At 70.0% G+C, this 12,115-nt stretch carries 11 protein-coding genes; 6 read left to right on the top strand and 5 right to left on the bottom strand.

Annotation, left to right across the window (positions count from 1 at the left end):
* Window positions 1-280: 280 nt before the first annotated feature.
* Window positions 281-892: a TetR/AcrR family transcriptional regulator gene (locus AC31A1_RS12280; RefSeq protein ID WP_489653309.1), complete on the bottom strand. Its 612-nt coding sequence runs from the start codon at window positions 890-892 to the stop codon at window positions 281-283.
* A 491-nt stretch (window positions 893-1,383) separates the two neighbouring features.
* Here AC31A1_RS12280 and AC31A1_RS12285 point away from each other — a divergent pair, with 491 nt between their 5' ends.
* The 4 genes from AC31A1_RS12285 (at window position 1,384) to AC31A1_RS12300 (ending at window position 4,812) form a co-directional block, all read left to right on the top strand.
* Complete coding sequence (locus AC31A1_RS12285; RefSeq protein ID WP_489653310.1) at window positions 1,384-2,025, top strand: SDR family oxidoreductase; 642 nt, start codon at window positions 1,384-1,386, stop codon at window positions 2,023-2,025.
* A gap of 127 nt (window positions 2,026-2,152) precedes the next feature.
* On the top strand, window positions 2,153-2,902 hold the full coding sequence (locus tag AC31A1_RS12290; RefSeq protein ID WP_489653311.1) for a nuclear transport factor 2 family protein: 750 nt from the start codon (window positions 2,153-2,155) through the stop codon (window positions 2,900-2,902).
* A gap of 222 nt (window positions 2,903-3,124) precedes the next feature.
* Complete coding sequence (locus tag AC31A1_RS12295) at window positions 3,125-3,346, top strand: hypothetical protein (protein WP_489653312.1); 222 nt, start codon at window positions 3,125-3,127, stop codon at window positions 3,344-3,346.
* Window positions 3,343-4,812, top strand: coding sequence for an FAD-dependent oxidoreductase (locus AC31A1_RS12300; protein WP_489653313.1), 1,470 nt, complete (start codon window positions 3,343-3,345; stop codon window positions 4,810-4,812). Before AC31A1_RS12295 ends, AC31A1_RS12300 begins: the two co-directional genes overlap by 4 nt.
* 317 nt (window positions 4,813-5,129) lie before the next feature.
* On the opposite strand, the gene AC31A1_RS12305 is transcribed toward AC31A1_RS12300, so the two are convergent.
* The 4 genes from AC31A1_RS12305 to AC31A1_RS12320 all read right to left on the bottom strand — a co-directional run bounded on the left by AC31A1_RS12305 (window position 5,130) and on the right by AC31A1_RS12320 (window position 10,585).
* The gene (locus AC31A1_RS12305; RefSeq protein ID WP_489653314.1) at window positions 5,130-7,625 is read right to left on the bottom strand and encodes a branched-chain amino acid ABC transporter ATP-binding protein/permease; all 2,496 of its coding nucleotides are present in this window, start codon (window positions 7,623-7,625) and stop codon (window positions 5,130-5,132) included.
* A 62-nt stretch (window positions 7,626-7,687) separates the two neighbouring features.
* Window positions 7,688-8,545: a branched-chain amino acid ABC transporter permease gene (locus AC31A1_RS12310; RefSeq protein ID WP_489653315.1), complete on the bottom strand. Its 858-nt coding sequence runs from the start codon at window positions 8,543-8,545 to the stop codon at window positions 7,688-7,690.
* A complete protein-coding gene (locus AC31A1_RS12315; protein WP_489653316.1) occupies window positions 8,542-9,306 on the bottom strand; it encodes an SDR family NAD(P)-dependent oxidoreductase in 765 nt (254 codons plus the stop codon). Before AC31A1_RS12315 ends, AC31A1_RS12310 begins: the two co-directional genes overlap by 4 nt.
* 58 nt (window positions 9,307-9,364) lie before the next feature.
* On the bottom strand, window positions 9,365-10,585 hold the full coding sequence (locus AC31A1_RS12320) for an amino acid ABC transporter substrate-binding protein (protein WP_489653317.1): 1,221 nt from the start codon (window positions 10,583-10,585) through the stop codon (window positions 9,365-9,367).
* A gap of 495 nt (window positions 10,586-11,080) precedes the next feature.
* On the opposite strand from AC31A1_RS12320, the gene AC31A1_RS12325 reads away from it, so the two are divergent.
* Together AC31A1_RS12325 and AC31A1_RS12330 are read left to right on the top strand one after the other, a co-directional pair.
* On the top strand, window positions 11,081-11,563 hold the full coding sequence (locus AC31A1_RS12325; protein WP_489653318.1) for a DAPG hydrolase family protein: 483 nt from the start codon (window positions 11,081-11,083) through the stop codon (window positions 11,561-11,563).
* A 35-nt stretch (window positions 11,564-11,598) separates the two neighbouring features.
* Window positions 11,599-12,115: cupin domain-containing protein (locus AC31A1_RS12330; protein ID WP_489653319.1), on the top strand; the 517-nt coding region annotated here is incomplete at its 3' end.

Consider the following 12,115-nt stretch of genomic DNA (forward strand, 5'->3'; position numbering starts at 1 on the left):
TTCCTTAAAAGGGCAGAGAACGCGAAAAGGGCAGGGTACGTGGTGGGAGGGCACACGTGCGATCAAGCCGCGGCGGCGCGGGGCCGCCGCGCGGGCGGCACGCGGACGGGCCAGCGGTCCGTCACGGAGGGGACACCGCCGGCTCCGGGCAGGTTGGGGCTGCGGCGCTAAGGGGCCTTGTCGAATTCCGGTGCGGTATCGCGCCCCGTAAGGGGCGCGGGGAACTGCGCGACCAGCCCCACCGGCCCGCAGCCTCATCACCGCACTTCCAGCGGAGCGCTCAGCGGGCGCCGCGCCGCGCCGCGGGGCCGCCCGCCGGGGGCGTGAACAGGAAGCACTGGACCGCGTGGACGAGGTCGTCGATGAACAGGGGCCAGTCCTGGTCTGCGCCGGGGTCCCAGTGGCGCCACATCGGCGTGGCGGTACGGCGGTCAAGCGCGGAGTTGAACAGCCAGAACGCCATGTCCGCGGCCCACTCGGGGTCGGGGTGCCGGATCTCGCCGCGCCGCTGCAGCAGCAGCTCCGCGAACAGTCGGGGCGCCGTGCGGGCGGCCTTGACGTGCGCAAGCAGCGCGGTGTCCACGACCGACCGCTCGTTGAAGACCCGGATGAGGCGCCCGTCGCGCCAGGCGATGACGGCAAGCGCCCTGACGGCGGCCGATACGAACTCCGTGGCCGAGCCGCTGGACGCCGCGGCCTCCGCCAGCCGCTGGTTCTCCTCCCGGACCATGCGCCCCAGCTCGCGCACCAGGATCGCCTCGAAGAGGGCCGCCTTGCCCTCGAACCGCTTGTAGATCAGGCCGACCGACGCGTCGGCGCGTCGGGCGACGTCCGTGATCGTGAAGCCCTGGTAGCCGCTCTCGATGAGGATCTCCGCCCCGGCCGCCAGCACGCGCTCGAGCGATTCCCTGCTGCGGGCCTGCCGGGGCGGCCGCAGGCCGAGCGGGACCAGCGGACCAGCGCCTGGCTCCGACGCCGGAAGTGTCATATCCGGGGAAGCCATGGGTGCGCACCTACGTCTCTTGACATCCGTACACGTCTCTTGACATCCGCTCAGCCGCGATCTCAGACTAACACGGCAGAAAAGGAAATTCTCTTTCTCTTAAGGTCCGCTGGCCGCTCAGCGGGAGTCATGCGCTGGTTCACCCGCCGCCCCTGGCGCGTCCGCAGGCCTGGCGCCGTGGGCCGGCGCCCCCTGCGCGGCCGGGCTGACTGAACGCACACGACCGAAAGCCGGCGCGGCTGCCGTGCCCGTACGTGTCCCCCGGCGCTGCGCCTGTGGTGCCGTCGGCTGCAGGGCTGGCGACCCGAGAAGAGAGTCGAGGGACTTGCCATGGCCGAAAAACCGACCGCCGACCTCGTCGGCGAGGCCGGGGGCACGATGTGGTCCCTCATGTCGGCCGACCTGGCCACCGAAGACGGCGCCGCCGCCTGGGTCGACGGGGCATTCCGCGGCGCCGACATCCTGTTACGAGAACGCCTCGGTCGCGCAGGTGGGGCCGTGGGACGAGCTCACCTACGAGCAGTGGCGCTTCTCCATCACCAACGAACTCGACGTCGCGTACCTGTCGGCCACGGCGCCCAGGTCCCACCTGGTCGCCCGGGGCGGCGGGGCGGCGGAGCGGCGGAGCGGCGGAGCGGCGGAGCGGCGGAGCGGCGGGTGCATCATCAACGTCGGCTCGGTCTCGGCCCGACGCAGCGCCGGCTTCGTGCACCAGCACGCGCACGGGGGCGGTCAAAGGGGGGCGCCGTCGCGTTCACCGCTCACCTGGTTGTGTCGGGGATCCCCCCACGGCATCCGGGGCGAACACCATCTCGCCGGGAATGATCCTGACCGCCGCCACCGCCTTCGTCGAGGCCCCGGGCGGCCCCGGGACCGCGCTCGCCGCCCAGATCCCGTCGCGGCGCGTCGGCCGGCCCGAGGAAGTCGCCCGGCTCGCGGCGTTCCTTGACTCGAACGACGCGACGCACGTCAACGGCGCGGGCATCTCCATCGACGGCGGCATCACGGTCGTCGCGCCGTAAACGGCGGCCCGCATGTACCCGGCCCAGTCCGCCGGCCAGCGAGGGCCGGTACGGCTCCCGGCAGCTCGGCCAGCTGCGGGAACGGCACCCCCGCTGGCCGAGCCAGTCGCACGGACAAGGAGTACGAATGACAGCAAAACAGGCCAGGACCGAACCGACTCCCGACCAGGTGGCCCGCCGACTGTGGGACATCCACCAGATCGAGAACCTCATGGCCAAGCACGTGTGGTATCACTTCGCGGCCAAGAACCACGAGGAGCTCGACGACCTGTGGGTGAGGAAGACGCCTGACCCACACTTCGCCCAGAACCAGGGCTACTACATCGGGATGGACTCGCTGCGCAGCTACTACGGCGACCTCAACATCACCATGCAGCGCCAGCAGCTGGAGGCGCTGCACGAGGCCCACCCCGATCTGGAGGTCGCCGAGGAGAACCTGGGCGCCGGGCTCTTCCAGGTCCACCCGCTGACCACGCAGGTCATCGAGGTGGCAGGCGACGGGCAGACGGCCAAGGGCATCTGGTACTCGCCCGGCGCAGTCGGCGGCCCCAGCCTGAGCGGCAAGGTCTCGATGAACTGGTTGTGGGAGCGGTACGGGACGGACTTCGCCTACGAGGACGGCGAGTGGAAGATCTGGCACCTGCACACCTACACCGACTTCGGCACTCCGGTCGGCACCAGCTGGGCCGATTCGACCACCGACTCGATGGTCGGCGCCGGCGTGAGCGGCGAGGACCCCCCCATGGCCGGGTTCAACCCGCCCGCCCCTGACCGGCCGGACGTGGAGTACCGCACCTACAGCTACCGGCTGGTCCCGCAGATGCTGCCGCGGATCCCCGAGCCGTACTGGACGTTCAGCGAGACCTTCAGCTACTGAGCGCCGCCCGCGGCGTCAACGGGGCGGGCGCCTCACGCGCCCGCCCGTCGCCACGGCCCGGAGAGGCCCGGAGGGCACCCCGCATGAAGGGCAGGACCATCGAACAACTCGGACGTCGTCAAGCTGCTCGAACCCAAGCGAGGCGGCCGGCCGTTGCTGTACCGCATGTTCCCGGCGGGAGCTGAGTGATGATGCTTCGTCAAGGCTGTGACCAAGGTGACCATGACCAATGTGACCAGACGCTCGCCTGCCACCTCTGCCGCCCAAAACCCCGACACCCGACACCCGAAGGGGAATTGCCGCATGACCGAACCGAGCCGGGCGCCGCAGCCTTACGGCAGCTTCGGCGAGACCACCAACCACACCGGCAAGCGCGCACCCGCTCGTGGAGGAGTGCTGCCGCCCGCGCGCGTGCCGCGCCAGAACATTGAGGAGAACCTGTGAGCGAGAACAGTGGTGCGCTCGTCGCCGACCTGGTCGTGATCGGCGCCGGAGGTGCCGGGTTGCCGGCCGCGCTCGCCGCACAAGAGCAAGGACTGACTCGCGTCGTGGTCCTGGAGAAGCGCGCGGTCATCGGCGGCAACGCCGGCATGTCCGGTGGGTTCCTGTTCGCGATGCAGAGCAGGCCCCAGCGCGAGGCCGGCATCGCCGGCTCTCTGGATGACACATTCCGGGAGACGATGGCGTACTACCACTACGACGGCGTGGATTCCCGGCTGGTGCGACTGTGGGTGGACCAGGCCGACGAAACGGTGCACTGGCTGGAGAGCCGCGGCATCGGTTACCGTCCGCTGGCTTTCCGGGACCTCTCCGTAGAGCCCAGCGGATGGCACAACCCTCCCGGCAGCTTCAAGCGGGCGATGGACATGCTCACCGAGCAGTTCACCGCCGGCGGAGGACAGTTGCTCACCCACGCCGCGGCGGTAGGGATCACCGGCTCGCCAGAAGGCGGGGTCCGCGCGGTGATGGCCGACACCAAGGACGGCAGGCTCACGATCGAGACCTCGCGGGTGGTGCTGGCCGCTGGCGGCTTCACCGGGAACGTCGATCTGCTGCACGAGCACTTCGCGGGGATATATGACGAGGAAATCTACTGGACCGATGCCAAGCGGCTGGCCGGGGACGGCATCGCCCTCGCCGAAGAGGCCGGGGCCGACACAGGCGGCCGTACGTTCCTCATCAAGGAGAACACCTACAGCTTCAAGACCAAGAAGAACAAACCGAACCGCGCGGGCATGGAGGCTCGGTGCCTGTGGGTGAATGCCCGCGGCGAACGGTTCCTGGACGAGTCGATCGGCATGGTCAACGCCACGACGAACACGCTGATCGCCCAGCCCGGCATGACCGGGTTCGCGCTCTTCGACGACGATCTGGTGCAGTACGTCATGGACCAGCCGGACCCGCTGGCCGGAGAGCCCCGTCCCGGCGAGGAGGAGGGCTACCGCCCGACGCTGCGCGACCAGCTGACCGACCCGTCGAACACGGAATGGTGCACCTCAGCCGGTGACTGGTCCGTGATCGCCGGCTGGATCGGCGCCGACCCGCAGGTGCTGGCCGCCACCGTGCGGGAGTACAACGGCTTCTGCGACGCCGGGCGCGACGCATTGTGGGCAAAGAACCCCAAATACCTGGTCCCGCTGCGCAAGCCGCCGTTCTACGCCCTGCGGTTCCGGCCACTGATGATCGACACCGCCGGACCGCTGCGGGTCGACCACCGGCTACGGGTGCTCGACCCGCAGTCCCGGCCGATCCCCGGACTCTTTGCCGCCGGCTCGGTGGTCAGCGGCTGGATCGGCTCGGACGAGCAACGGTTCGGCACGCCGCTGTCCTGGGCGATCAGCTCCGGCCGCATCGCCGGTGCCGTTGCTGCCGCCACAGATGTAACCCCTGGACACGCGGGGGCTCCGTGAACTTGGGCCTTCGAGGCAACAAGTTCTGGTCACCACGGTCGCCGCGAGCACCGCGACCGCGCAACGACCCTCCGGGGGCGAATGCCCCTTCTTCCCACGCTATCCCTTCGCGGCGGACATCTGCCGTACGGCACGACCGGCGGACGTCCGGGTCGGTGAACGCACGGTCGCGTGCCACATGTTCGATGCGGCCTCCGCTCATCCGGGGCGCTTGGCGGACGGCGCGCCCAGTCCGCGGTGACCTGGACATGACCACATGCCGTCACGAGGAGGACGATCTCCGGGCAGCCTGCGGACCACACGACATCCGGAGCACCTCACTGATCGGCCGCCTGCCCGACGTACAGCGCGCGCAGCCGGGGATCGAGTCGGATGGCGTCCGGGGTACCGGCCAGGGCGACCGAGCCCTTCTCCAGCACGGCCACATGGTCGGCCAGCGCCAGTCCGCGTCCGACGTTCTGCTCGATGACGATCATCGACACGCCGTCGGAGTTGATCGACTCCAGCGCTTCGTACAGGCGGTCGACGGTGATCGGCGCGAGCCCGAGCGAGATCTCGTCGAAGATCACCAATGACGGCTTCGACATCAGGGCGCGTCCGATCGCCAGCATCTGCTGCTGCCCGCCGGACAGCCTGGCGCCGGAGTTGCCGCGCCGCTCCAGCAGGTCGGGGAAGAGCTCGTGGACCTGCGCGAGCCGGGCGGCGGTCTCCTTGGCCGGGGTGCCGCGGGCGGCGAGCAGCAGGTTCTCCTCGACGGTGAGGTCGGCGAAGATCCGCCGCCCCTCCATGCAGTGGGCGATGCCCTTGCGGACCAGTTCGTACGCCGGGCGGCCGTCGACCCGTTCACCACAGAACCGGATCTCCCCGCCGGTGACTGGCAGCGCCCCGCTCAGCGACCGGGCGACCGTCGTCTTGCCGGCGCCGTTGGCACCGAGCAGGGCGAAGATCTCGCCCTCCGTGACGGTCAGCGAGACGTCGTGCAGGGCGCGGTGCCGACCGTACTGCGCACTGACGCCCCGCATCTCCAGCAGTGGCGCGCCGGAGCGACGGCTGCGGGAAGGGCGCTTCAGCGGCGCCTCGCCGACCGTCCCGAGGTAGACCTCCGCGACCCGTGTGTCGCTGAGCGCCTCGTCCGGCAGGCCCTCCAGCAGCAGCTTGCCGCGGTCGAGGACGATCAGCCGGTCGCAGCAGCGCCGGATCAGGTCCAGTACGTGCTCGACGATGACGATGGACTCGATCTCCTCGCGCAGTGCGAGGATCACCTCGATCAGCTCGGCCAGTTCCGTCTCGACGAGGCCGGCGCCGATCTCGTCGAGCAGCAGGATCCGCGGCCGTAGCGCGAGGGCCCGGGCCAGTTCCAGCCGCTTCAGGCGCAGCAGCCCCAGTTCGCTGGCCGGGGTGTGCGCGAACTCGGCCAGGCCGCAACGGTCCAGGATCGCCAGGCAGTCGGCCTCCGCCTCGCGCTTGCGGGAGCCGGGCCGGTAGCGGTGTGCCACCAGCAGGTTCTGCAGCACCGTCAACCGCTCGAAGGGCCGCGGGACCTGGTGGGTGCGTCCGATGCCCTGGTGGGCGCGGGCCCTGGCGCCCAGGTGGGAGACCTCGGCGCCGAGATACAGCACCGTGCCGGTACCGCTGAGCGCCCCGGACAGCAGCCCGATCAGGGTGGACTTGCCCGCGCCGTTGGGGCCGACGACGCCCAGCACCTCGCCGCGGCGCAATTCCAGGCTCACGCCGTCGACTGCGGGCACACCGCCGTAGCTCTTGCCCGCGCCGGTGACGGACAGCAGTGGGCCGTCGGTGGTCGGCGGCAGTCCGGCCCGCGCGGTAGCGGGGGCGCGCACCGGAGTACGTGCGGTGGGCGCCGCGCCGGGAGAGGGGGTCACGCTGCCGCGCCGCCGGGCGGACCATGCGACGAGCTCGCCCCACAGTCCCGCCGGGGCGAGCCGGATCACGAGGATGAGGATCGCCCCGGCGATGACCAGGTGCAGCTGCGGATACGACGACAGTGACTCGCTGAGCGCGATGGACACCCCTGAGCCGACGACGGGTCCGACCAGTGTCGTCGCACCGCCGATGATGGCGGCGTTCACCGCGGAGATCGACCAGCTCAGGTCGAAGGCGCCGGACGGTTCGACGTATCCCACCCGGGTGGCCTGGATACCGCCGACCAGGCCCATGAGCACCGCGCCGCACACGAAGCCGACGAGCTTGACCCGGAAGCCGGGCACGCCCATCCGGACCGCGACGTCCTCGTCGTCCCGGATCGCCCGCAGTCCCAGGCCCAGTCTACTGCGCCCGGTCAGCCAGCTGACTGCGAGGGCGAACACCGCCACCAGCAGCGACAGTTGATATATCTGCCCGTCGCTGGGCGCCCTTCCGCCGAGCATCACGCCCTGGTTGCCGCCCAGGACGCTGGTGTCCGACGTGAACAGCGCCAGCGCCTCGGCGAGGACCAGCGAGGCGATGGTGAAGTACAGCCCGCGGAACCGGAACATCGGCACGGACACCACGAGCGCGAACAGTGCCGCGACCGCCGCCGAGGCCAGCAGACAGGGGCCCAGGCCAAGACCCGCGGCCGCGCTGAGCTTGGCGGCCGTGTAGGACCCGACACCGACGAAGGCGTTCACCGCGAGGGAGACCAGGCCGCCGAAGCCCGCCAGGATCGACCAGGCCACGGCGAGGGCGGCGAGCTGGGCCACCTCGAAGCCGACCAGCAGGGAGTAGGGGCTCGCCCAGAAGGGCAGTGACCACAACAGACCAAGGAGCGCTGGCAGGACGACCACACCGGCCAGCCGGCGCTGCCGCGCTGTCATGTCCACAGATATCTTGCGGCTCACCACGGTTGTCTTTCGGCTCACCACGGGTATCCGGCGGCTCACGCGAACCGCCTCCGGCCGAAGAGCCCCTGTGGGCGGACCGTCAGCACGACCAGGAACACGACCAGGCCGATGAGGTCGCGGTAGCCGTCGCCGAAGACCTCGGCCCCGACGCTCTCCACGACCCCCAGCACGATTCCTCCCACGAACGTTCCGCGCACGGAACCGAGTCCGCCGAGCACCACCACGGCGAAGCCGGTGAGCAGGTAGTCAACGCCCGACGTCGGTGTGAACGCGAAGGTGGTGCCGACCAGGACCCCGCCGATGCCCGCACAGGCGGCGGCCACGGCGAAGACGAACAGGTTGATCCGCCGGACGTCCACGCCCAGCGCGGCGGCCGCCTCCCGGTCCTCGGCGCTGGCCCGCACCGCGCGTCCGAAGCCGGTGCGCAGCAGGACAAGGTCGGTCCCACCGCACAGCACGACGGCGATGAGGAACGACACCAGGTACATCGTCGGCAGCCGCAGCCCCGCGAGGTGCAGCGAACTGGACGAGTACGAGGACTGGAGAGTCTGGGTGTCGCCCGAGAAGACGAGGATGAACAGGCTCTGCCCGATGATGGACAGCCCGAACGTGGTCAGCAGGGTCGGCTCGGGTCCGCGGTTCATCACCGGCTCGACGAGCAGCCGGAACAACGGCAGCGCGACCACGAACAGTGCGGGCGCGACGATCACGATGCACAGCAGCGGGTCGAGGCCGAGCGTGCGGGTGACCTCCAACGCCAGGTAGGCGCCCAGGACCAGGATCTCGCCGTGCACCAGGCTGATCAGCCGCATCACGCCGAGGACCAGCGACAGACCGAGCGCGGTGACCGCGAACAGCCCGCCGAGCAGGATGCCCGACGCGAGCGCGCTCACCACGCGGAGTGCCCGGCGTCGGCGGCGTACACGGCGCCGGTGACGAACGAGGCGTCGTCGCTGGCGAGGAAGGCGATGACGGCGGCGATCTCCTCGGGACGGGCGTAGCGCGGCAGCATCTGACGGCCGGTCAGTTTCCGCTGTGCCGCTTCCTTGTCCTCGAAGCTCTCCAGGTGTATCCGGGCCATCTCGGTGTCCACCCCTCCCGGGCACACCGCGTTGCAGCGCACCACGGGCGCGAACTCGGCGGCGGCGCAGCGGGTCAGTCCCACCACCGCTGACTTCGACGGGCAGTACGCCGACACGTTAGGCAGGGCCACCAGGGCGCCCACCGAGGCGACGTTGACGATCGACCCGCCGCCGGCCCTGCGCATCGCGGGCACCGCGGCCTGCATGGCCAGCAGGTGCGAGTAGCAGTTGACCCGCATGAGCCGGTCGAAGTCCTCGGCGGTGGTCTCCTCCAGGGACTTCAGGACCACGATGCCGACGTTGTTGACGAGGACGTCCACCCGGCCGAACTCGCGCTCGGCCGCGGCGACCAGATCACGGCTGACCGCCGGGTCGACGATGTCCCCGTCCACCGTCACCACTTCGGTGCCCGCCGCGCCCAGTTTCGCGGCCAGTGCCTCCAGCGGCTCCCGCTGGATGTCGGTGAGCGCCAGCCGGGCGCCCTCCTCGGCCAGCCGCTCGGCCACGGCGCGTCCGACGCCGGTGGCCGCCCCGGTGACCAGCGCCGTCCTGCCTTCGAAACGTGGGTTCATCGCAAGCTCCTCAACTGCGCCTCGGGTGGGGTACCGGCCTGTCGCCTCGGGGCGCCACTCACGAGGAGGGGACCGGGAAGAGAACCTTGGCGGTGGCCCGGTCGCGCGGCGCGATCACGACGTTCTTGCCGTTCTGCCACTGCTCCTCGACCATCGGCAGGGTGCTCGTGTGATCCGTGCCGAACTTGACCGGCCCGACCACGTACGTCTTGTCCGTCAGCGCGATCTGCTTGTTGACCGCGGTGTGGTCCACGCTGCCCGCCCGGCTGATCGCGTCCAGCAGCACCTGCGCCGCGGTGTAGGTGTCTGCTATGTGCTGGGAGAAGGTCCGGTGCGTCTGCTTCTCGAACGCGGTACGCAGCTTGCCCGCCCCCGGGTACGGGAAGGAAGGGTCCCAGTAGCCGCCGACCCACACGCCGTCCGCCAGGTCGCCGAGTGACTTGGCGAAGGCCTCCGGCTCGCCGCCCTCCTCCATGACGATGATCTTCGGCGTGTAGTCGGCCGCCTTCATCTGCTTGCGCAGCGTGATGGCGGCGGGCGGCGGGAACACCGTGAGCAGCATGTCCGCGCCGGACGCCTTGGCGGACTGCACGGCCGAGCCGAAGTTCGAGGTGGTGGGCGACAGCGCCGTGTTGTAAACGACCTTCCAGCCGTGCTTGGCGGCCCACTTGGGCCACTCGGTCTTGCCGATCACTGTCTCGTTGCGGCCGTTGGAGTGGATGATCGCGACCTTCTTGTCGGTCTTCAGGCCGAGTTCGTCCACCGTGTTGAACGGTGTCTCCGTCAACTGCTCGGAGTTGAAGAACAGGTCCCAGGCCCAGGTCCACTTCTTGGTGGCAGCGAAGGTGTTGGTCGCGGCGCAAGGCGTGACCATGGGCACCTCGTTGCGGTCGGCGATGAGCGCGCCGGGCTCTACCAGGGAGTCGGTGCACGAGCCGAGCAGGGCGTCCACATGTTTCTGGGTGATCAGCTTGGACACGTTGTTGACCGTGGTGTTTGGGTTGGTCTGGTCGTCCAGCACGATCAGCTTCACCTTGCGCTTCTTGCCGTCGACGGTGATGCCCCCGGCCGCGTTGGCCTGTGCCACCGCGTGCTGGTAGCCCCACCGCTCGAAGGAGCCGAAGCTGGCGAGTCCGCCGGTAAGCGGGATCGACGCACCGAGGGTGATGACCGAGCTGGAGCCCGACCCGGCGTCGGACGACTTCGCGCAGGCGGTCGAGGCGATGACGAGCAGCGCGGTAGCGCCCGCCGCGGCGAGGCGATTGCGAGGACTGATCATCTGGGGGCTCCCTGTCCGAACGGGGATACGCGGTGAACCGGCGAGGGGACCGCTCGCCGCACTTGAGATGTGGTGCCGGCGCGCCACGCAGGAGCTGCGCGCGTCGTGAGTGGTGCTTTTCAGACAGCCGCAGAGCGACAGAATCCGTCCGCATGGTGGCGACGATGTCCCGCGATACGGGCAATGTAGAGCAAGGGTGTGATGCAGGCAACGGTAGGTCACGTATCGGAAATCCCCGTGTCACAGCACTTGCCAAGCAGCCTGACTCTCGGGTTTTACTGGTAGACGCCCGCATCTCGGATGGTTCGCCCGCATCATGGATGCCCGGCGGAGTCATTTCAGGGGAGTCTTGGATGGCAGACGGCATGGCAGTCGGCACGGCTGACGCGGCGGCGGTGATCGACGCCGCCACCTGGTCGGATGCCGTGGACCGGCGAACCCGAACCGACGTGCGGGTCAGCACGTTCGACGCCCTGCGGGGCATCACCCCCCCCCATGTTCGGATGGTGGTTCGCCCATCTCACCGCGACCTCCTACCAGGACTTCCACCCCCGTGACCACGCGGCCTTCGCCTGGACCCGGGGCAAGCGCCCGGGTGAGTACGTCGGTGCCACGCACCGCACCCACCACCGTTACGGGGGCACCGGCCCGGTGCTGCGCAGCGAGATCACCTTCGTGCCGCCTCGGGAACTGTTCCCCGCCGCCGCGCTGGGCCGACTCGGCGGCGGCCATGCGCTGGCGGCCGTGGTCCATCCGCTGGACGAGAACGACGTGCCGCTGCCCGAGCGGTCCGCGCGGTTCGTCCATGTGGTCCTGCCCCGCGACTACGGCAGCGAACTGCGCTGCCGCTGGTGGTTGGACGTGGCACCGGACACCGACCTGGACCTGGTCACCACCGGACGGATCCGGCACGTGCATGAGGAGTTCGGCTACCTGCAGGGCTTCCTGCCCGCGCTGCACGCCTCGGCCACGGCCTGACCACCCAACCCCGACCCCAGGCAAGGGAGCCCATGATGTCCTCCCAGCGAAGGCTCGTGACCGGCGTCGACAGCACGGGCCGGTCGGTCGTCCTCAGCGACGGCCCGGCCCCCAGGACCCACGACTTCACCCATATCCCGGCCATGGGCACCACCCTGATGTGGGCCACCGTCCGCGACGACGGGCTGTCCTACACCGGCGACCCGACCCCTGCCCTCACACGCGATCTGCCCGCCCCTGGTGAGACCCGTTTCCTCCTCGTCGCCTTCCCCTCTGACGCCGTATACGCCGCCCCAGGCTTCGACGCGGTCGCCGCGCAGGAGAAGACCCGCCGTGTCTCGCCCGATCTCGCCGCCCGCTTCGAACCTGACGCCCCCGGCATGCACACCACCGACACCCTCGACTACGTCATCGTCCTGGACGGCGACATCCGCCTCGAACTCGACGACGGCGTCACCGTCCCGCTGACCAGCGGCGACGTCGTCGTGCAGTGCGCGGGCCGGCACGCCTGGCGCAATCCCGCCCCGATTCCCGTCACCCTCGCCGTCGTAC

Source organism: Streptomyces sp. P5F9 (genome assembly GCF_057961495.1).